At 64.2% G+C, this 18,596-nt stretch carries 23 protein-coding genes; 13 read left to right on the forward strand and 10 right to left on the reverse strand.

Annotated features, from left to right (window positions below; translation table 11 throughout):
- Positions 1-26: 26 nt before the first annotated feature.
- Positions 27-317 (reverse strand): UrcA family protein, encoded by a 291-nt coding sequence (locus tag K3148_RS05460; RefSeq protein ID WP_221426295.1) that lies wholly within the window; start codon positions 315-317, stop codon positions 27-29.
- Between the two features lie 138 nt (positions 318-455).
- Between K3148_RS05460 and K3148_RS05465 the strand changes: the two genes are divergently transcribed.
- From K3148_RS05465 to K3148_RS05480, 4 genes are all read left to right on the forward strand, one after another.
- On the forward strand, positions 456-782 hold the full coding sequence (locus K3148_RS05465) for a hypothetical protein (RefSeq protein ID WP_345719542.1): 327 nt from the start codon (positions 456-458) through the stop codon (positions 780-782).
- Between the two features lie 41 nt (positions 783-823).
- On the forward strand, positions 824-1,681 hold the full coding sequence (locus tag K3148_RS05470; RefSeq protein WP_221426296.1) for a diacylglycerol/lipid kinase family protein: 858 nt from the start codon (positions 824-826) through the stop codon (positions 1,679-1,681).
- Entirely contained in the window at positions 1,671-2,531 is an 861-nt protein-coding gene (locus tag K3148_RS05475) for a metallophosphoesterase family protein (protein WP_221426297.1), read from the forward strand. Before K3148_RS05470 ends, K3148_RS05475 begins: the two co-directional genes overlap by 11 nt.
- A gap of 68 nt (positions 2,532-2,599) precedes the next feature.
- Positions 2,600-2,797, forward strand: coding sequence for a hypothetical protein (locus K3148_RS05480; RefSeq protein WP_221426298.1), 198 nt, complete (start codon positions 2,600-2,602; stop codon positions 2,795-2,797).
- A gap of 85 nt (positions 2,798-2,882) precedes the next feature.
- Here K3148_RS05480 and rpsI read toward each other — a convergent pair whose 3' ends face one another.
- From rpsI to K3148_RS05505, 5 genes are all read right to left on the reverse strand, one after another.
- Positions 2,883-3,407, reverse strand: coding sequence for a 30S ribosomal protein S9 (gene rpsI / locus K3148_RS05485; protein WP_247711653.1), 525 nt, complete (start codon positions 3,405-3,407; stop codon positions 2,883-2,885).
- Positions 3,407-3,886: a 50S ribosomal protein L13 gene (gene rplM / locus K3148_RS05490; RefSeq protein ID WP_221426299.1), complete on the reverse strand. Its 480-nt coding sequence runs from the start codon at positions 3,884-3,886 to the stop codon at positions 3,407-3,409. The genes rpsI and rplM overlap by 1 nt, the downstream gene beginning before the upstream one ends.
- Positions 3,887-4,048: 162 nt before the next feature.
- On the reverse strand, positions 4,049-4,762 hold the full coding sequence (locus tag K3148_RS05495; protein ID WP_221426300.1) for a hypothetical protein: 714 nt from the start codon (positions 4,760-4,762) through the stop codon (positions 4,049-4,051).
- Positions 4,759-5,076 (reverse strand): divalent-cation tolerance protein CutA, encoded by a 318-nt coding sequence (gene cutA / locus K3148_RS05500; protein WP_221426301.1) that lies wholly within the window; start codon positions 5,074-5,076, stop codon positions 4,759-4,761. Before cutA ends, K3148_RS05495 begins: the two co-directional genes overlap by 4 nt.
- Positions 5,073-6,095: a COX15/CtaA family protein gene (locus tag K3148_RS05505; protein WP_221426302.1), complete on the reverse strand. Its 1,023-nt coding sequence runs from the start codon at positions 6,093-6,095 to the stop codon at positions 5,073-5,075. The genes cutA and K3148_RS05505 overlap by 4 nt, the downstream gene beginning before the upstream one ends.
- 143 nt (positions 6,096-6,238) lie before the next feature.
- Here K3148_RS05505 and K3148_RS05510 point away from each other — a divergent pair, with 143 nt between their 5' ends.
- The 4 genes from K3148_RS05510 (at position 6,239) to K3148_RS05525 (ending at position 8,804) form a co-directional block, all read left to right on the forward strand.
- Complete coding sequence (locus K3148_RS05510) at positions 6,239-6,643, forward strand: MerC domain-containing protein (protein ID WP_221426303.1); 405 nt, start codon at positions 6,239-6,241, stop codon at positions 6,641-6,643.
- Between the two features lie 12 nt (positions 6,644-6,655).
- Complete coding sequence (gene thiS / locus K3148_RS05515; protein ID WP_221426304.1) at positions 6,656-7,627, forward strand: sulfur carrier protein ThiS; 972 nt, start codon at positions 6,656-6,658, stop codon at positions 7,625-7,627.
- Positions 7,628-7,789: 162 nt separating this feature from the next.
- Positions 7,790-8,317, forward strand: coding sequence for a hypothetical protein (locus tag K3148_RS05520; protein ID WP_221426305.1), 528 nt, complete (start codon positions 7,790-7,792; stop codon positions 8,315-8,317).
- A gap of 58 nt (positions 8,318-8,375) precedes the next feature.
- A complete protein-coding gene (locus K3148_RS05525) occupies positions 8,376-8,804 on the forward strand; it encodes a hypothetical protein (protein WP_221426306.1) in 429 nt (142 codons plus the stop codon).
- Between the two features lie 24 nt (positions 8,805-8,828).
- Here the strand turns inward: K3148_RS05525 and K3148_RS05530 are convergent, their stop codons facing one another.
- From K3148_RS05530 to K3148_RS05545, 4 genes are all read right to left on the reverse strand, one after another.
- On the reverse strand, positions 8,829-9,209 hold the full coding sequence (locus tag K3148_RS05530) for a cupin domain-containing protein (protein WP_221426307.1): 381 nt from the start codon (positions 9,207-9,209) through the stop codon (positions 8,829-8,831).
- Between the two features lie 2 nt (positions 9,210-9,211).
- Positions 9,212-11,014, reverse strand: coding sequence for an AMP-dependent synthetase/ligase (locus tag K3148_RS05535; protein ID WP_425594651.1), 1,803 nt, complete (start codon positions 11,012-11,014; stop codon positions 9,212-9,214).
- A gap of 107 nt (positions 11,015-11,121) precedes the next feature.
- Positions 11,122-12,840, reverse strand: a complete 1,719-nt coding sequence (gene ggt / locus K3148_RS05540; protein WP_221426308.1) for a gamma-glutamyltransferase — start codon at positions 12,838-12,840, stop codon at positions 11,122-11,124.
- Between the two features lie 11 nt (positions 12,841-12,851).
- Positions 12,852-13,880, reverse strand: coding sequence for a quinone-dependent dihydroorotate dehydrogenase (locus K3148_RS05545; protein WP_221426309.1), 1,029 nt, complete (start codon positions 13,878-13,880; stop codon positions 12,852-12,854).
- 429 nt (positions 13,881-14,309) lie between these two features.
- On the opposite strand from K3148_RS05545, the gene K3148_RS05550 reads away from it, so the two are divergent.
- From K3148_RS05550 to K3148_RS05570, 5 genes are all read left to right on the forward strand, one after another.
- The gene (locus K3148_RS05550; RefSeq protein ID WP_221426310.1) at positions 14,310-15,224 is read left to right on the forward strand and encodes an AraC family transcriptional regulator; all 915 of its coding nucleotides are present in this window, start codon (positions 14,310-14,312) and stop codon (positions 15,222-15,224) included.
- 99 nt (positions 15,225-15,323) lie between these two features.
- Positions 15,324-15,734, forward strand: coding sequence for an SUF system Fe-S cluster assembly regulator (locus tag K3148_RS05555; protein ID WP_221426311.1), 411 nt, complete (start codon positions 15,324-15,326; stop codon positions 15,732-15,734).
- On the forward strand, positions 15,731-17,212 hold the full coding sequence (gene sufB / locus K3148_RS05560; protein WP_221426312.1) for a Fe-S cluster assembly protein SufB: 1,482 nt from the start codon (positions 15,731-15,733) through the stop codon (positions 17,210-17,212). Before K3148_RS05555 ends, sufB begins: the two co-directional genes overlap by 4 nt.
- A 205-nt stretch (positions 17,213-17,417) precedes the next feature.
- Positions 17,418-17,915 carry an endonuclease domain-containing protein gene (locus tag K3148_RS05565; protein WP_221426313.1) on the forward strand — a complete coding sequence of 166 codons (498 nt, stop codon included), beginning with the start codon at positions 17,418-17,420 and terminating at the stop codon, positions 17,913-17,915.
- On the forward strand, positions 17,912-18,592 hold the full coding sequence (locus tag K3148_RS05570; protein WP_221426314.1) for a hypothetical protein: 681 nt from the start codon (positions 17,912-17,914) through the stop codon (positions 18,590-18,592). The genes K3148_RS05565 and K3148_RS05570 overlap by 4 nt, the downstream gene beginning before the upstream one ends.
- Positions 18,593-18,596 lie beyond the last annotated feature (4 nt).

The following is an 18,596-nucleotide window of genomic DNA, read 5'->3' on the forward strand; positions in this document are numbered from 1 at the left end:
GGGCGCCTGGCTGGCTGAGCGTTAGCTCAACCGCCTTTGGTTTCGCGGTCGATAATCACCGCGAACTGCTTTTGCGCCTTGGCGCGCAATTCTTCGTAACAGGCCTTCGCATCGCGCGACGGAAGCCGCGATCCCACAGGGACCTTGTCGTAGCCACACGCCTTGCGAGCAGCCTTGTCGATACGGTTATCGAGCAACTGCTGACCTTCAGGGCTGGCAAGGTTGATGTCGCGGTAATCGACTTCGAACTGGACGTTCTCGGCAATCGCGGGGGCTGCGATGGCTCCGAGAGCTGCGGCGGCGATAAGCATTTTCATGCGGTTTCTCCTCTAATGCGACGGGCCCGGGGAGTTCTGGGGGACTGGGGAAGGGCCCGTCGCAGGAGTTGTATTACCCAGCTACAACTGTAGTTGCACGCACTGATCGATGGACGCAGAGGCGATTTGGATGGGGGCGTGAAAAGCTCCGACGAAAGGCAATTGGCAATCGGCGAACGGCACAGCTATCCTTTCGCCATGCTGCTTATCCTCCTGTTCCTGCTCGGTGTTGGCAATTTCGCCGTGCACAAGGCGGTGCTGGAGAGCGGCCACCCCATGCTCGATGCTCTCCCTTCCTTCTACCGGTCGGGCGGCGGGCGGTTCTCGCTCGGCTTCGAATTCGTGCTGCTGCTGGCGGCCATGCTGCTGACGGCGAACGGATGGGCGGGCATGGCGATCGCCTATGCCATCTACAGCCTGTTCAATTTCGCCACCGGCTGGCTGATCCTTTCCGGCCGCATCTGAGCCTCGCGGGAACTACACCGCCAAGCGCGCGCTTTTGCAGCATGTCCGGCGATAAACCCATATGGCTGCTCACCAATTCCCGGTCGGGCAGCAACAGCGACGCAGCCGTCGAGGCGCTCCAGACCCACTGCCGGCAGAAGGGGTTCTCGATAGCGCACCAGATCGGATTCCCGGACGAAGACCTGCCGACCATCGCTGATCTGGATTCGGCAGGGGTGGGTCGCCTCGCGATTTTTACCGGCGACGGAACGCTCAACGCGGCGATTACGAGCCTTTCGGGCTGGGCCGGCGAAATCATTGTCCTGCCGGGCGGGACAATGAACCTGCTTTCCAAGCGCCTGCACGGTCCCGAAGCCGAGCTTGAAACCATCATCGAACGGATCGCCAGCGGTGCTTCGCGTGCCGTGCGCCCCCTGATGGCGCGCTGTGAGGAGGGAGACGCGCTCGCCGGGCTGCTCGCCGGACCCGGCACGTCCTGGGCGAGCGTGCGCGAGGCGATGCGCGATTTCGACATCCCCGCCATTGCCGAGGGCGCGGGAGAGGCTCTCTCGGAGACCACCGGCGGCGCCATGGTCCGCTGCGTTCAGCCTCAGATCGGCAAGCAGGAAGGCTATCCGCTGATCGAGTTCACGCCCAGTCACCGCGGTATCCAGCTTGACGCGTTCCATGCCGAGGGGGCGGGCGAATTCCTCCAGCAAAGCTGGGCGCTGCTTCGCCGCAACTTCCGTGAAGGTCCGCATACGCGTCTCGGCCTGGTCGACGAGCTGGAGCTTGAGACCTGCGACGGCAGCCCGCTCCATGTGCTGATCGACGGGGAGCCGGCCACCCTGTCTTCGCGCGCGAAGTTCACGGTGGCCCCTTGCGAGGTCGATCTGCTAGCGACGCATTATGGCTTCTGACGCACGGCGCATTTTCCACCTTTCGGACATTCACTTCGGGCTCGAGAACAATCGCGCGCTTGACTGGGTGAAGCAGGAAATCGCCGAGAGGCAGCCCGATGCGGTGGCCATCACCGGCGATCTCACCATGCGCGCACGCCATCGCGAATTTGAAGCGGCGACGCACTGGATCAACTCGCTCGAAGCCCCGGTCACGGTCGAAGTGGGCAATCACGACATGCCCTATTTCAACCCGATCGAACGCTTCTTCGCGCCGTACAAGCGGTTCCGCGGAATGGCCGAGAAGGTGGAGAAAGAACTCGATCTCGGCTGCCTCACCATCGTCCCGCTGAAGACCGCAGTACGCGCACAGCCGCGGCTCAACTGGTCGAAGGGCTGGGTGACCGACGATGCGCTGGAGAAATGCCTCGCCGCCATCGACGCCCTGCCCGAAGGCACGCGCGCGCTAGTGGCCGTGCATCATCCGCTGCGTGAGGTCGGCACACAGGGCACCGCGCTCACCAAGAATGGCGACAAGGCTTTGCGCGCCTTGGCGAAGCGTTCGGTCGAGGCGGTCCTGTCGGGCCATGTCCACGACGCCTTCGATATCATGGAATCCACCGAGGAAGGTCCTGTTCGGATGATCGGGGCCGGTACGCTGTCGAAACGCACCCGCTCGACCCCGCCCAGTTTCAACGAAATCGAATGGGATGGTGCTAAGCTAAGCGTCTGTGTCCGCAATCTCGAACACGTCGAGACGCGCGACATGCAGATCGACGACGTGCCGGAGAACGCCCTGCCTCCCCGCGAGCCGGGCGAGGCAGTCGCCCCCGTGCGGCAAATCCCGCGCGTCGACCCGCCGGTGCATTAACCAGACCCGCTCGGCGAATCTAAACCATTGTGCGGAGATTGTGGCAGGCCTCAATCGGGGTAGGCGCAATGGAACTCATCAAGGCCGTGCCGCTCGGCTTCATCCTCTCCTTCGCGATCGCACTTATCATCGGCAGTCAGGGGTCGCGCGGCGGCCAGCTGATGATCTACCGCGCGGAAATCTACCAATACGAGTTGTGGTGGTCTTGGCCGGTGTTCATCTTCGGCACCGGGCTGGCCTGGGGCATTTTGATGCTTCAGCGCTGAGCGGTTTCGAAAGCAGCAAAAGAAAAAGGGCGGCCCCGCGAGGGACCGCCCTTTTCGTATCCGGCAAGCTCCGGGTTCGAAGCGCTTAGCGCTTGCTGAACTGGAAGCTGCGACGGGCCTTGGCGCGGCCATACTTCTTACGCTCGACCACGCGGCTGTCGCGGGTGAGGAAGCCGGCGGCCTTGACCGTCGAACGCAGGGCCGGCTCGTACTTGGCGAGAGCCTGCGAGATGCCGTGCTTGACCGCACCGGCCTGACCCGAGAGACCGCCGCCCTTGACGGTGGCGACCACGTCGTACTGGCCTTGGCGTTCGGTGATGGCGAACGGCTGGTCGATCACGAGGCGCAGGGTCGGACGGGCGAAGTAAACTTCCTGGTCCTTGCCGTTGATGGTGATCTTGCCGCTGCCCGGAACGAGCCATACGCGCGCGGTGGCGTCCTTGCGGCGACCGGTCGCATAGGCACGGCCCTGGGCGTCGAGTTCCTGCTCGCGCAGCGGAACGTCGGCCTTGGCGGCGATGTCCGCGCCGTCAGCCTGCGGTGCGTCGGAAGCGATGTCCTTCAGATCGGCGAGATCCGAGACGGTGTCGTTCTTGGTTTCGTCAGCCATTATGCAACAGCCTTGTTCTTGCGGTTCATCGAAGCGACGTCGAGCGTCTTGGGCTTCTGGCCCTCATGCGGATGCTCGGTGCCGTTGTAGAGGTGGAGCGCCTTCATCTGCGCACGGCCGAGGGGGCCACGCGGGATCATGCGCTGCACGGCCTTTTCGAGGACGCGCTCGGGGAAACGGCCGCCGAGAACCTTGCTCGGGGTGGTTTCCTTGATGCCGCCCGGGTGGCCGGTGTGCTTGTAATAGATCTTGTCGTCCATCTTCTTGCCGGTGAACTTCACCTTGTCGGCGTTGATGACGATGACGTGATCGCCGCAATCGACATGCGGGGTGTAGCTCGGCTTGTGCTTGCCGCGCAGGATGTTGGCGATGATGACGGCAACACGGCCGACGACGAGATTCTCGGCGTCGATGATGTGCCAGTCCTTTTCGACCTCTGCCGGCTTGGCCGACTGGGTCACCTTGGTGAGAGCCTTCATGGCTGAATGTCCGTTTGCTCGAGTTAGAGCGCCGTGCTGTTGGCGCCAAACGATTGCGCGGCCCCGTCGCCGGAACCGCTAAGCGAGCGCCAAATGGAGGTGCAGGCGCGATTCGTCAAGCGTTTCTGCGGGTCTCGGGTGGGGTAAAATAATACCCAACCGTCAGAGGATGGTCCAGCTCTCGCGCGAAACCCGGCTGCTGTCCCCTACCCGCGTGACGATCCGGCGCTCGCTATGGTCGAGCAGCGCGCGGCCCGGCTTGGTGCTGGCGAGCATGGTCACCTCGTAGCTGCCCTTCACGCCGCCTGCGAGCGGAAGGTCGCGCTGTTCGTACAGCTCCCCTGTTTGCGGGAAAAACAGGTCGCGCGGAACCTGGCTGACCAGCGTGGCTGCGGTCTTGCCGATCTCAGCGAGGTATCGCTTTGCATCGGCGCCCGCGTCCTGCTCGGCGGCCTTGCGGTCCATCGCGATGGCCGCTTGCCGGACGGCTTGCGCAATGTCTCCCGAGACTTCCGGCCAATCGACGATGAGGCCGCGCGTATCGATCTCGAGCGGAAAGAGGCCGGTCACCTCGCGCTTGCGCTCGATCTCGGCGAGGGCGGCAAGCGGCGCGGGAGCTTCAACGTCTACGGCCACCTGCCTGCCTTCGACGCGCGCGCCTCTCGCAGTGAGGATGAAGCGGCATTCCCAGTCGCGCGTCACCACGATCGCCGCGCCATCCCCCAGGCCGCGGACGAGTTCGCGGCGCAGGCGCACAGGGCCTTTCGGAAAAGCCACCGCAGCTCGTGCCGCCGTCACTGTCGGCAGTCCGAAGCCGAGGCTGGCGCTGCACCAGGCCAGCGCCTGGAGCGCGGCCCTGCGAGTCGTATATGTCACTCCGGTTCCCCCTCGAGACCCCCAAGCCATTCTTGCGTACCCTTGCTGGCCTGGCAGGGCCATCCGACTATTGCCGGGGTATCGTACGGGTGCAAGGCCTCAAGCCGCGCCATGGCCCGCTCGAGCAGTCGCGCGTCGGTCTTGATCAGGGCGGGTGTCTCTTCGCCCGAGCCTCGCTCGCCGTCCCAGCTGAAGAGCGAAACTATGCCCGCCCCGATGTTGATGCAGCCGATCAGGCCTTCGTCGAGCAGGGTTGCGCCCACCGACTCTGCGCTCTCCCCGTCGGGGAAGGGGCAATAGATCAGCGCCGTCATTCGCTCCGTCCGAGGGCGTGCGCGCCCCAGGCGTAAGCGGCGACCAGTAAGGCCCCGACCAGCTGGTGCAGCACTGCAAGATGGAATTCGACGCCGCTCATCACGGTCGCGATGCCGAGCAGGATCTGGGTCCCGAACGCCGCATGGATGGCGAGCGACGCCTTGCGGTTCACCGGCTTCACCTTGCGCGCCATGAGGACGAGCGCTGTGACCGCTACCCAAGCCCACCAGCGATGCATCCAATGAATGAGGAAGGGGTCGTGGGTGAGCGCCCAGAACAGCCCCCGCGAGCTGTCGAATTCGGGCAGGAAGCGGCCCTGCATCAGCGGCCAGCTGTCCGAGGCAAGCCCGGCGTTGAGACCCGCCACCCAGGCTCCGAGCAGCAATTGCACAAAGAGGATGATCCCGGTCCACGTCGCCACCGGGCGCAGGCGCGCCGGCGTGGTGTCGCCCTTTGCCAGCGCCTTGAGGTCCAGCGCGGTCCAGATGAGGCCGCCGAGCAGGATGAGCGCGGTGCAGAGGTGGATCGCGAGGCGGAAATGGCTGACATCGGTACGCGTCTCGAGGCCTGAGGCGACCATCCACCAACCGAAGCTGCCCTGCAGGCCGACCAGCGCCACCAGCGCGAAGAGCCGCCAGAAATAGCCCTGCGGAATGATCCTGCGCACCGCAAAGATCGCCAGCGGCACCGCCAGCGCGAGCCCGATCAGGCGGCCGAGCTGGCGATGGATCCATTCCCACCAATAGATCGACTTGAACGCTTCCAGATCCATCCCCGCCGGACCGTTGATCTGCGTGTATTCGGGAATCTGCTTGTAGAGCCCGAATTCGGCCTGCCAGTCGGCCTCGCTCATCGGCGGCAGCGCACCCAGCAGCGGCTTCCATTCGGTAATCGACAAGCCGCTTTCGGTAAGGCGCGTAATGCCGCCCACCGTCACGATGATCACGACAAGCGCGGCGACGGCGAAAAGCCAATTGGCCAGCAGGTTCGGGCGGGCGCGGGAAACACTCTCGGTCATGGGCCGCAGGTGTTTGCCGCGCGCGCGCGTTTTCGCAAGTGCAAATGGCTCAATCGGCGTAGCGCGCACGGCAAGCGACGAACTGCGTTCTTTTTTGCAACCCGCTCTTGTAACAGGTGATACTATCACATATCTAACGTGACATGTTGCAACGCGCCATCAATCCGATTCGGGAGCGGCTGGACCGCATCGGCATTGGCCTTTCCGGCTTGTGCGCGCTGCATTGCCTCGCCAGCATCGTGCTGGTGTCGGGCCTCGGCATCGGCGGCGAGTTCTTTCTCGCGCCGGAAATCCATCGCTGGGGTCTGGTGATTGCAACGCTCGTAGCCGCCGTCGCCATCGGCTGGGGCGCTCTGCGCCACCGGATGGCCATGCCCTTCGTCATCGCCATGACCGGGCTTACCTTCATGGGAGCCGCTTTGGCCGTGCCGCATGGCTACAAGGAAGCGGTGCTGACGATCATTGGCGTTGCGCTGGTCTCGCTCGGCCACATCCTCAATATGCGCCATTGCCACTCCACCGCTTGCAAGGAGCGCTGCGGGGACTAAGTGGCGGGGGCTATGATTGCCCTGACCGTCAACGGCGAAAGCCGCCGCACCGCCGCCACCACCATTGCCCAGCTCGTTCGCGAGCTCGAACTCGATCCTGCGAAGGTGGCGGTCGAGCACAACGGCACGATTGCGCCGCGCAGCGAGCTCGACACGCACGCGCTTGGCGAAGGCGATACGCTGGAGATCGTGCATTTCGTGGGCGGCGGGCAGGACGACGACACGTGGAGCGTGGCGGGTCGCACCTTCAAGAGCCGCCTCATCGTCGGCACCGGCAAGTACAAGGATTTCCAGCAGAACGCTGCCGCGCTCGAGGCAAGCGGGGCGGAAATCGTCACCGTTGCGGTGCGCCGGGTCAATGTCAGCGATCCCAAGGCGCCGATGCTGACCGATTACATCGATCCCAAGCAAACCACCTACCTCCCCAACACCGCCGGCTGCTTCACCGCCGACGACGCGATCCGCACCCTGCGCCTCGCGCGCGAGGCGGGCGGTTGGGACCTGGTGAAACTCGAAGTGCTCGGCGAGGCGAAAACGCTCTATCCCGACATGCGCGAGACGCTGAAGGCGACCGAGGTGCTGGCCAAGGAAGGCTTCCACCCGATGGTCTATTGCGTCGACGATCCGATCGCGGCGAAGCAGCTCGAAGAAGCGGGCGCAGTGGCAATCATGCCTCTGGGCGCGCCGATCGGTTCGGGCCTCGGCATCCAGAACCAGGTCACGATCCGCCTGATCGTCGAGGGCGCGAATGTGCCCGTGCTCGTCGACGCAGGCGTCGGAACGGCTTCCGACGCGGCGGTGGCGATGGAACTCGGCTGCGACGGCGTGCTGATGAACACCGCCATTGCCGAAGCGAAGGACCCGATCCGCATGGCGCGCGCGATGAAGCTGGCCGTCGAGGCCGGCCGCGACGCCTATCTCGCTGGCCGCATGGGGCGGCGCAAATATGCCGACCCGTCGAGCCCGCTGGCAGGGCTGATATAATCGGGCCGCAGGCCCGCAAGGCCGACCGGCCGCCCGAGCCTATGCGAGGAAGCCAAGCGACGCGGATGCGTCGCGCCCAGCGTTTGAGGGCCGAAAAAACCGCCCACCATCAAAAATTAACCATCTTGGCGGAGACTGTGATTCGACGAAGGGAATCGAATCATGGCCGTGACCAATGCCGCATCGCTGACCATTGCCGAAATGCGCGAGTTCGCCAGCTTCACCGCGGCCGAGCAGCGTTACATCCGGCGCAGCCTCGATATCGGCCTCAGCCGCTGCGACGCGTTCCGCATCTGGGGGCGCACGCAGGGCGAGACCGCCGCAATCCGCAGCCAGTATGTTGCCTATCAGGAATTGAAGGCGCTGCGCGGCGCGATCCCGCACGAATCCGGCTTCGACGCGATCGAGGGCTTCATCGGCAAGATCACCCGCGTGGCCGCCTTCGATCTCGCGCAGGAGCGCATCGAGTGCTTCTCGGCCTTCCGCTTCCTTTACGAACGCCTGCTCGGCCCTGAGGCACGCCCCTGGCTGCCCAGCGCCTTCTGCGCCGCCGCCGCGCTGCCGCAGATTCGCCCGGAACGCCGCAAGATGCTCCTCCAAAGCCTGAGCGAAGCCGCCGCGACCGCCCCTGGCTGGTCCGACCGCGCGCCGAGCTTCTTCCCGGAATTCATCGAGGAAGTGGCTGCTTAGTCGGTATTGCTCTAGCATCGTTGTGAGTGCGCCAGCTAAGCCATGTGATAACTCGTGCGTGTCACCTCGCCATGTGCCGGACTCCGTCCGAAAGAAGGGAATTGGTTGTCAGCGCTATTGCCAATGGCTTGAACAGCAAGCGAGGAATTGCCGCGCTCGCGATACCAAGGCAGCACGCCGACCTATCGAAGAATATCGCGAAGCGATCCACAAAGCAGTGCTCAAGAGCAATGGATTGGATTGCTACACCGGAGAAGAACTAGAGTGGAACCGCCTGAATCATGAAAAGCCAAAGGGCCGCGGTCAGCGCAATCACCGGATCGTCGGTCGCTATCCTTCGATAGATCACTACCACGGCATCGACCGGTTGAATTATCGCATCTGCGCGGGATCTGTAAATCACGCGAAGGGTGCATTGGATCATCAACAGTTTGTGGATCTTTGCCGCAAGGTGGCGCAACACCACGACAAATGGGGTAATTGTTAAGTCGCGGCTTGGTGCAATTCGTTGCTAGAGTTCTTCCACGATCAGATAGGTCACCGTGGCCTCGCCCACGTTGACCACTTCGTGCCACTGCACCCCGTCACTCGAATAATCTGAGCCCGTCGCCAGCGTTGCGGTGCGCGTGCCGCTCTCACTGGTAAGCTGCATCGTGCCGCCGCTCAGCGCATAGCCGTAATGCGGCGGGTGATAATGTCGTTCGTGGCCCACGCCCGGCGGGAAGGTGCAGCGCAGGACCCGGTGCGTTTCGGTCTGGTGCTGGAGCGTGCAAACGCGGCTGCCCTCCCAGCCCGCTTCCAGCGCGGAGGGCAGCGCTTCGCTGATATGCTGGCGCGTGGTGCAGCCGCCCAGCAGCAAGGTGCTGGTGAGGATTATCGCTATTTCACGCATGGTTAGCTGCGGTAGAGCCCATCCAGCCGGTCGCCGTAGCGGTCCTTGATCTTGTGGCGGCGGATTTTCATCGAGGGCGTCATTTCCTCGTTCTCGATGGTGAAGCCCTCGTCCGCGAAGGTGAACTGGCGGACCTTTTCGATCACCGAGAGGTCCTTGTTCACCCGATCGACCGCCTTGCGGACCGCACTGCGGAATTCGGGATCGTCCTGCAGCGTTTTCAAGTCGAATTTCTTGCCGTTCGCTTTGGCCCAGTCGAGCGCCCATTCCGCGTCGGGCACGATCAGGCCGACGATATAGGGACGCTTGTCGCCCGCCACCATTGCCTGACCGATCTCGGGCTGCAGCGTCAGCATGCCCTCGACCTTCTGCGGGGCGATGTTGTCGCCCTTGTCGTTGACGATCATGTCCTTCTTGCGGTCGGTGATGACGATACGGTCCTTCTCGTCGAGATGGCCGATATCGCCGGTGTGGAGCCAGCCGTCTTTGATCGTGCGGTCGGTTTCGGCCTCGTTTTGCCAGTAACCGTGCATCACCAACTCGCCGCGGCAGAGGATTTCGCCATCCTCGGCAATCTTGACCTCGACCCCGCGCATGGCTGGGCCGACCGAGTGCATCGCGATGCCCGCCTTGGGGCGGTTGCAGGCGACCACGGGGCCCGCCTCGGTCTGGCCGTAGCCCTGAAGCATGGTGAGACCCATGCTCTCGAAAAAGATGCCGACCTCGGGGTTGAGCGGCGCGCCGCCCGACACCATCGCCTTGATCCGGCCGCCGAAGCGCTGGCGGATCTTGGGCTTGAGCAGCTTTCCGACCACCGCGTCCTTGAGCCCGTCGCCAAACTGCTTCTTGCCCTCGGCGCGGCGTTCGCCGACTTCCAGTGCGGTGTTCATGAGCTTTTCGGCCAGACCACCCTGCTTCTGGACCTGTTTCATGATCCGCGTGCGCAGCACCTCGAAAAGGCGCGGAACGACGACCATGATCGTCGGCCGGGTTTCCTCGATATTGCTGGCGAGCTTTTCGAGACCTTCGGAATAATAGATCTGCGCGCCGATCGAGATGGGCAGATATTGCCCGCCCGTGTGCTCATAGGCGTGGCTGGCCGGCAGGAAGGAGAGGAAACGCTCCTCCTCGTCGATGCCGAAATCTTCCGCCAGGATCTCGGCGGCGCCGGCGATATTGCACAGGATGGCCCCGTGGTGCTGCATCACGCCGCGCGGCGCGCCGCCCGTGCCGCTGGTGTAGATGATGCAGGCGGTGTCGCCGCGACCGATATGGGCGATCCGTTCCTCGACCGCCTTGCGCGCCGCCGCGGCGTCGCCGTCGACCAGCGCGTCCCACTGATGGTATCCGAAGCTGCCCGATTGCTGACGGTGAAGGTCCTCGATGCCGATCACATGGTCGGCAATGCCGGTTGCCTGAAGCGCGCCGTGCAGCGGCCCGAGCAGCTTTTCGGTCGAGACGATCACCGCCCTGGCACCCGAATTGTCGAGGATATGAACGTGGTCCCGCTCGGTGTTGGTGACATAGGCCGGAACCGTAATGCAGCCGGCGGCCATGATCGCGAGGTCGGCGATGCACCATTCGGGGCGGTTTTCCGACACAAGGCACACGCGGTCGCCGGGTTTGAGGCCGAGGCCGAGAAGGGCTTCGGAGAGCAGGCATACGCGGTCGGCCGCCTCGCCCCATGTGATCGTCTGCCATTCGCCGTCGCGTTTTGCTCCGAGGAAGGCCCGGTCGGGGCGCTCATCGGCGCGTTTCAGGAAAAGTTCGACCAGATTATTGGCGGAATCGATATCCGACAGCACAGGCAGGCTCCTCGCGAAAGTTCTGTTCTATTCTTTTGTTGTGCGACCAACGAAACGCAGGGGCTTAAGCTCCCGTTGTCGCTACCGCAAGTGGAGCCGCGCTCTTGTCAGGGGAGTTCGAGTTGTCCCACGAGGCGCGGGTCGCGCGCGCTCTGCCATTCGCCTGCCCCATGCAGCAGCGCCCCGCCCTTGATCGGGGCCGCGCGGATGATCAGGTCCTCATGGCCCAAGGCGCGGAAGGCCTCGGCGGAGGTTTCGAGCCAAGTTCCTTCCTCCAGCAGTACGCGGCTGCCAAAGGCCATGGTGAAGGGCAGGCCGAGCGAACCTTCTGCGGACAGGCCGAAGTCGATGGCGCCGATTATGGCGCGCGCCGTGGTCACGGGGATGGTGCTGCCTCCTGCTGCACCCACGACCATGAAGGGCTGGCCTTCGGGATCGTAGACCACGGTCGGCGACATGGAGCTGCGCGGGCGTTTGCCCCCCTCCACGCGGTTCGCCACCAGCCGCCCGTCGACCTGCGGCGACCGACTGAAATCGGTGAGTTCGTTGTTGAGGTAGAAGCCGGCCACCATCAGTCCCGAGCCGAAAGGGCCTTCCACGGTGGAGGTGTAGCTGACCATGGTGCGCGCGCTATCGATGACGGCGAAATGCGATGTGCCGTGCTCCACCGACTCGTCGCCATCGGCCAGCGCCAGTGGCGCGCCGCGTGGCTTTCCGGCCTGCGGATCGGCGAGCGAACGGTCGGGCGAGATCAGCGCGCTGCGTTCGGCCAAATAGGTCGGCTCGAGCAAGCCTGCGACAGGCACGGAGACGAAATCGCTGTCGGCGAGATAGATCTCGCGGTCGGCATAGGCGAGGCGCTGCGCCTCGAGGAACAGGTGCCAGGTGACCGGATTGTCTGCGCCCAGCGCCGCGAGGTCGAAGCGTTCGAGCTGGCCGAGGATCTGCTGGACCGCGACCCCGCCCGAGGTCGGCGGCCCCATCGAACAGATGCGATACTCGCGATAGGGCGTGCAGACCGCGTCGCGCTCCTTCGCTTCGTAGGAGGCGATGTCGGCATAGGTCATGGCGCCGTCGCGCGGCGTGTCGGCGGCGATGGTGGTGGCGAGCGCCTGCGCGATCTCGCCGGCATAGAAGGCCTCGGGTCCACGCGCGGCCAGCGCCTCGAAGGTCTTTGCAAGCGCTTCGTTGCGCACCAGCGTGCCGACCGGAAGCGCCGCGCCTTCGGCATCGAAGAAGAGCGCACGGCCTTCCGCGCTGAAGGCTGCGCGGTTCTTCGCGCTTTCGAGCGAAGTGTTGAGGCGCGGATTGATGCGGAAGCCTTCGCGCGCGAGCCGGATCGCCGGTTCGAACAGCGTGGCCCAGTCGAGCCGTCCGTGCGCGGCATGGGCCTTGGCGGCGAGAGCGATATTTCCGGGCACGCCCACGCTCAGCCCGCTGCGGACAGAATCGATAAAGGGGGGCAACTCGCCCGTCTCGCTCAGGAACCAGTCGGGCGTCGCGCCTGAAGGGGCGGTCTCGCGGCCGTCGAAGGTGGTGACCGAGCCACCCGCTTCGCCTCGCACCAGGAACCCGCCGCCGCCGATCCCCGAGCTTTGCGGCTCGACCACCGTTAGCGCCAGCATCACTGCGATCGCGGCATCGGTCGCGCTGCCGCCGCGTGCGAGGATTTCCTCGCCTGCGGCCTGCGCGCGCGGGTCGGCGGCGCTGACAGCACCGGTGAAGGCGGGCGCTTCGGTTCGCGGCTCGGCCGTGTCCGCTTGCGTGTAGGTAATGCAGCCCGAGAGGGTGAAGGCGACGAGCGAGAGGGGCAGGGCGCGAAGCATGGCCGCCATCGCTATTCGGTTCCGACCGCTTGGGCAATCGAAGCGAAGCCTTCGCGCCGCATCAGCGTGGTCAGGCCGCGCGTGATCCGGTTTGGGAGCCCGGGGCCTTCATAGACCATCGCGCTGTACAGCTGGACGAGGCTCGCGCCCGCCTTGATCCGCGCCCAAGCGTCTTCCGCGCTGGCGATCCCGCCGACGCCGACGAGAGAGATCGACCCGCCGGTCGCCTTGCGGAAGTCGCGGATCCGCTGGAGGGCCAGGTCGCGCAAGGGCGCCCCCGAAAGCCCGCCCGCTTCGCCCGCATGGTGCGACCGCAGTTTCGGGCGCGAGATAGTTGTGTTCGACACGATGAGCGCGCCAAGTTTCTTGTCCGCGGCAATCCGGGCGATCGCGTCGATATCGGCGGGTTCGAGATCGGGGGCGACCTTGAGGAAAACCGGCGGTCCGTCTTCGCCGCGCGCCTCGAACACGGCGTCGAGCAGGCCGGTCAGCGCGCTTTCGTCCTGCAGCGCGCGCAGGCCCGGCGTATTGGGGCTGGAGATATTGACCGCGAGATAGGTCGCGAGCGGGGCCATGATGCGCGTCATCGTGGCGTAGTCGGCAATCCGGTCCTCGCTGTCCTTGTTGGCGCCGATGTTGATGCCGAGCACGCCCGGGCGGCCCTGCCGCGCCGCGAGTCGCTCCGCCGCGATCGCCGAGCCGCCGTTGTTGAAGCCCATCCGGTTGATCACCGCGCGGTCCTCGACCAGCCGGAACAGGCGCGGCTTGGGATTGCCTGCCTGCGGGCGCGGCGTGATCGAGCCGACCTCGGCAAAGCCGAAGCCCAGCGCCAGCAGCTTGTCGGGGACCTCGCCATCCTTGTCGAAGCCCGCCGCCATGCCCAGCGGATTGGGGAAGGCGATTCCTGAGACTTCGGTCGCTAAAGCGCCGGGCTTTGCGGGCTTGCCGAGCGGTGCCGTCTTCAGCGCCGCCAGCGTCAGCTTGTGGGCGCGTTCGGGGTCGAGGGCGAAGAGGGCGGGGCGGGCAAGATCGAACAGCATGGCGCGCGCCTATGGCCGAGCCCCGCGCCCGTGTCGAGCATCCGGGGTGACCTCGCGCCGAATCTCGCTCTGGCACAGCTTTGTAAATATCCGACAAAGTTGCCCCTAAGGTTACCCGATGTCGCGTGCATACAATCGAAAAAAGTGATTCTCGATTATCACTCTTTTTGCGACCCGAAGGGCTCGAGGCAGAAATGCAACGAGTTCTCACCTATAGGGGGCGGCTCTTTGCGGGCCGCCCTTTTTTTGTCGCGAGTTCCGATACTTGGCGATTGATGTCGTAAATATACATTTACTGGACGCGCGGCGCGTGCTTGGAGTGATTCGGGCCGGGTCGCAAACCGAACGCCAAGCGCTTGCTGGGAACAGGCGCGAGGTGGTGGCTACCCGACCGGATCGTAGGTATTCATTCGCGGGGGCGCGCACTTCATGGCCGCAGGGGCTATCGGAACAGAACCATATGCATTCGAGTGGGTGGAGGCGCCGCAAGAGATCGCGCCCTATCTAAACTCGCTTTATGTCCTTCGCGCCGGCAGCGCGCTGGTGGAAGACACAATGCCCGCTTATTCGGGCCAGATGGTGCTCACCCTTCGCGGGGGCGGCACGATGCGCTTTGCTTCAGGCGAGATCGCCCGATCGAGCGACGCCTTCTTCCAGTGCCCGCTGACCCAGGCGCACCGCTTCGAACTCGAACCGCATACGGTGATGCTGGGCGTCTCGCTCAACTTCCGCGGCTGGGCCGCGCTGACGCAGCTTCCCGTCGATAGCAATCGCGACACCTATCTGACGGTTCGCGAAGTTCTGGGCGACACTGTGGGGGACCGCGTGGACGCGCTGCTCGCCCGTATCCATTCGGGTGCGGTGGACGAAAAGGGCGCGCTCGACGAACTTGCCCGGATCGTCGCAGACGAGATCGCTCCGCTCTCCGAACGCCACCAACAGGTGATCGACCGGACCCTCGAATGGCTGTCCTCCTCCTTCAAGCCGGAGGTGGCGACGCTTTACGACAAGCTCCCCTATTCCGAACGGCAGGTGCAGCGACTCGTCACGCGGTTCTTCGGTCAGCCGCCGGTGCGTCTGATCCGTCGCTACCGTGCGATTCGCGCTGCGACCCTGCTCGCCATGCCGGACCTCTCGCCCACGCTGGAGGCGGAAATCCGCGAGGCGTTTTACGACCAGGCGCACATGATCAAGGAAATCCGCCAGTTCACCGGCCGCACCCCGCGCCGTCTGCGGCCGAAGGAACAGTCGGTGGTGAAAGAAACGCTTGGCGAAGCTGGGTATGGCTCGGTCGACCTGTTTGGCGGCAACCAGGACGAAATGCTGGGGCGCAAATCCGACTGACGCCTTTTGCTAACGACTCGCAACTGGCGGTTTTCCGTTGAAATCGGCGCGCCCCGCTCATAGCTGGCTAATCGGAACGAAATCGTCCGATTTAACGCCATGCGCCTTTCGAACCTTGCAGATTACGCTGTCGTCACGATGAGCCAGGCAGCTCGCCATTGCGGCGGGGGCAGGGTCAGCGCGTCCGAACTTGCGGCCCAGACCGGCCTTCCTGCGCCCACGGTGCAGAAGCTGGTGAGCAAGCTGGTCGGCGCAGGCCTCCTGCGTTCGGTGCGCGGGGCGGGCGGCGGCTTGCAGCTGGCGCGCCCGGCGGCGGCGATCACGCTGGCGGATATTGTCGAGGCGGTCGAGGGACCCATTGCGCTCACCGCGTGTATCGAGGGCAATGATTGCTCGGTCGATCACGATTGCCGGGTGCGGCCGCATTGGCCCTTGGTGAACGAAACGCTGCGCAGCGCGCTGGCTGGCATCAGCCTCGTGCAACTGGCGCAGGAAAAGGAACTCGCGTGAACGAGCAAGTGGACATCCAAGACCGCGAAGCGAAGGAGGCTGCCGCAAAGGTCGCCGAATACGAACACGGCTGGTCTTCGGACATCGAAACCGAATTTGCCGAGAAGGGCCTGACCGAAGACACGGTCCGCTTCATCTCGGCCAAGAAGAACGAGCCTGAATGGATGCTCGACTGGCGCCTCAAGGCCTTCCGCCTATGGCAGGAGATGGAAGAGCCGGACTGGGCCAAGCTCGGCTATCCCGAGATCGACTACCAAGACGCCTATTACTACGCCGCGCCGAAAAAGAAGCCGGAGCTGGAATCGCTCGACGAGCTCGATCCGGCGATCCGCGAGACTTACGAGAAGCTTGGCATCCCAATTGCCGAGCAGGAAGTGCTTGCCGGGGTGAAGGGCGCGCGCAAGGTCGCGGTGGACGCCGTGTTCGACAGCGTTTCGGTTGCTACCACCTTCCGCGAGGAGCTGAAGAAGGCGGGCGTCATCTTCCTTTCGATCAGCGAGGCGATCCGTGAATATCCCGAGCTGGTGAAAAAGTGGCTCGGCAAGGTCGTGCCGCAGAAGGACAATTTCTTCGCGACGCTGAACTGCGCGGTCTTTTCGGACGGCACCTTCGTCTATGTGCCCGAGGGCGTGCGCTGCCCGATGGAGCTATCGACCTATTTTCGCATCAACGCCGAGAACACCGGCCAGTTCGAACGCACGCTGATCGTGGCCGAAAACGGCAGCTATGTCAGCTATCTCGAAGGCTGCACTGCGCCGATGCGTGATGAAAATCAGCTCCACGCCGCCGTGGTCGAGCTGGTCGCGCTGGACGATGCCGAGATCAAATATTCGACCGTCCAGAACTGGTATCCGGGCGACGAGAACGGCAAGGGCGGGATCTACAATTTCGTCACCAAGCGCGCGCTTTGCCAGGGCGCGCGCAGCAAGGTCAGCTGGACGCAGGTCGAAACCGGCAGCGCGGTGACGTGGAAATACCCCTCCTGCGTGCTCAACGGCGAAGACAGCGTGGGCGAGTTTTATTCGGTTGCGGTTACAAACAACTACCAGCAGGCCGACACAGGAACCAAAATGGTTCACAACGGCAAGGGCAGCCGCTCGACGATCATCTCCAAGGGCATTTCCGCCGGAAGATCGAACAACACCTATCGCGGCCTCGTGCGCGTGGCCGCCAATGCCGACGGCGTGCGCAACCGCACCGAATGCGACAGCCTCCTGATCGGCGACGAATGCGGTGCGCACACTGTGCCCTATATCGAGGTGAAGAACCCGAGCGCCCAGATCGAGCACGAGGCGACCACCAGCAAGATCAGCGACGACCAGCTCTTCTACGCCATGCAGCGCGGCCTCGACGACGAGGAGGCCATCGCGCTGATCGTCAACGGCTTTGCGAAAGAGGTGCTGAAAGAGCTGCCGATGGAGTTCGCGGTTGAGGCGCAGAAGCTCCTGGCTATTTCGCTTGAGGGGAGTGTCGGTTGATGCTCCAGAACCGATACACGGTCAAAAAGATCGGCAATGCTGAGTATATCGTAACGCCCGCTTGCTTTGAGGATATCGAGAAGGAATTTTCTCCTTTGGGGATCGAACCTGATCCTGTCGATTGGCCGCGATGGCAAGCAGGTCGTCGCTGTAAGCTGAGTAGGCTCAGCGAGCACGACTCATTACTTCTGAGACTCAAATACGTATGACTGACCGCAAGACCCTCCAGCTCCGCAACCCTAGCGAAACAGCCGACACCGCACCCGCGCTCAAGAAGAAGGGCCGTGGGTGGGAAATTTCGGAGAAGCGGCTCGATGCGCTGCACGAGCAGGCGCGCGACATGCGCCGCCACTCGACCGAGGCGCACAAGGCGCTCGCCGAGAAATTCGCGCATGCCGACATGGGTCCCTTCACCTTCAAGCGTCACGCCGTGGTCGGCAGTGCGATCGTCGATTTCAACTGCCACAAGCTCGGTATGGCGATCATGATTGACGAGGAAGGGCAGGACGAGACGCTCAGCCGTCGCCGCGACAAGAGCCTCGAGACGGTCGGCATCCGCGTGATGCGCATCGCCGCCAAGGACATTCTGGAAGACATGGACGCCGTCCTCCAGAGGATCACCCTCGGCATGCGCAGCCGCATTGCCGACAAGCGCGAAAGGCGCGCGGCCCACAACGCATCATCCCGGGGAGACCGCTCATGATCACCAATGTTGCCAGTGCCATCGTCCTGCTTTTCTCGCAGCAGGCGGGGTCGAGCCTTGAGGCCGCTTACAGCCAGGACGAATGGGCGCTGGAATATCCCGCGCTGATCGGCGGCTTCGTCGATGAGTACAAGACGTGCCTGCGCTCGGGCTCATACCTGATCGACGCGAGCACGGGTTTCGAGGGCCAATACCGCAAGGACATTCCGCGCTGCGCCGAACTCGGTGTGCGGATGGAGCGCGACAGCAACGCGCTGCTCGCCAAGCGCGACCGCACGAGTCAGTTCGGCGCCGCCCAGGTCGCGGCGGTCTTCGAAAGCATGCGCCAGATCCATATCGAGCGCGGAGCAAGCCTCGACCGCGCTTCGCGCAGCGCCATCGTCGCCGCCCGCGCCCATACCGGCGCCGACACCGCGCCCGACACCATTTGCGGTCAGGTTGTCGCCGAAGCCCGCGCTGAGCGGCGCGCGCTGCTCGCCAGGCAGGACGAACGTCTCCGCGACTTGCACGACAAGGACGAACTCACCGACGAAGAGCGCGGCGAGATGCAGGGCATGTTCCGCGCTCTCGAGGCGGCTGGCACCAAGGTCCGCATGGAACTCGCCCGGTGCCCCAGCGCGCATTACGCCGTCGCCGATGCTGCCGACGCAGCCGAGCCGGAAAACGAAGGATTGTAACTTT

Source organism: Qipengyuania aurantiaca, from assembly GCF_019711375.1.
Taxonomy (GTDB): domain Bacteria; phylum Pseudomonadota; class Alphaproteobacteria; order Sphingomonadales; family Sphingomonadaceae; genus Qipengyuania; species Qipengyuania aurantiaca.

Bases quoted from the DNA above. Each gene is read 5' to 3' on its own strand.
- K3148_RS05570 (WP_221426314.1), top strand. From the start codon at position 17,912: ATGATCACCAATGTTGCCAGTGCCATCGTCCTGCTTTTCTCGCAGCAG.
- K3148_RS05505 (WP_221426302.1), bottom strand. From the start codon at position 6,095: ATGACCGAGAGTGTTTCCCGCGCCCGCCCGAACCTGCTGGCCAATTGG.
- K3148_RS05520 (WP_221426305.1), top strand. From the start codon at position 7,790: ATGGCCGTGACCAATGCCGCATCGCTGACCATTGCCGAAATGCGCGAG.
- rpsI (WP_247711653.1), bottom strand. From the start codon at position 3,407: ATGGCTGACGAAACCAAGAACGACACCGTCTCGGATCTCGCCGATCTG.
- K3148_RS05480 (WP_221426298.1), top strand. From the start codon at position 2,600: ATGGAACTCATCAAGGCCGTGCCGCTCGGCTTCATCCTCTCCTTCGCG.
- K3148_RS05530 (WP_221426307.1), bottom strand. From the start codon at position 9,209: ATGCGTGAAATAGCGATAATCCTCACCAGCACCTTGCTGCTGGGCGGC.
- K3148_RS05545 (WP_221426309.1), bottom strand. From the start codon at position 13,880: ATGCTGTTCGATCTTGCCCGCCCCGCCCTCTTCGCCCTCGACCCCGAA.
- K3148_RS05555 (WP_221426311.1), top strand. From the start codon at position 15,324: ATGCGCCTTTCGAACCTTGCAGATTACGCTGTCGTCACGATGAGCCAG.
- K3148_RS05470 (WP_221426296.1), top strand. From the start codon at position 824: ATGTCCGGCGATAAACCCATATGGCTGCTCACCAATTCCCGGTCGGGC.
- K3148_RS05550 (WP_221426310.1), top strand. From the start codon at position 14,310: ATGGCCGCAGGGGCTATCGGAACAGAACCATATGCATTCGAGTGGGTG.
- cutA (WP_221426301.1), bottom strand. From the start codon at position 5,076: ATGACGGCGCTGATCTATTGCCCCTTCCCCGACGGGGAGAGCGCAGAG.
- K3148_RS05565 (WP_221426313.1), top strand. From the start codon at position 17,418: ATGACTGACCGCAAGACCCTCCAGCTCCGCAACCCTAGCGAAACAGCC.
- ggt (WP_221426308.1), bottom strand. From the start codon at position 12,840: ATGCTTCGCGCCCTGCCCCTCTCGCTCGTCGCCTTCACCCTCTCGGGC.
- K3148_RS05475 (WP_221426297.1), top strand. From the start codon at position 1,671: ATGGCTTCTGACGCACGGCGCATTTTCCACCTTTCGGACATTCACTTC.
- thiS (WP_221426304.1), top strand. From the start codon at position 6,656: ATGATTGCCCTGACCGTCAACGGCGAAAGCCGCCGCACCGCCGCCACC.
- K3148_RS05460 (WP_221426295.1), bottom strand. From the start codon at position 317: ATGAAAATGCTTATCGCCGCCGCAGCTCTCGGAGCCATCGCAGCCCCC.
- rplM (WP_221426299.1), bottom strand. From the start codon at position 3,886: ATGAAGGCTCTCACCAAGGTGACCCAGTCGGCCAAGCCGGCAGAGGTC.
- K3148_RS05510 (WP_221426303.1), top strand. From the start codon at position 6,239: ATGTTGCAACGCGCCATCAATCCGATTCGGGAGCGGCTGGACCGCATC.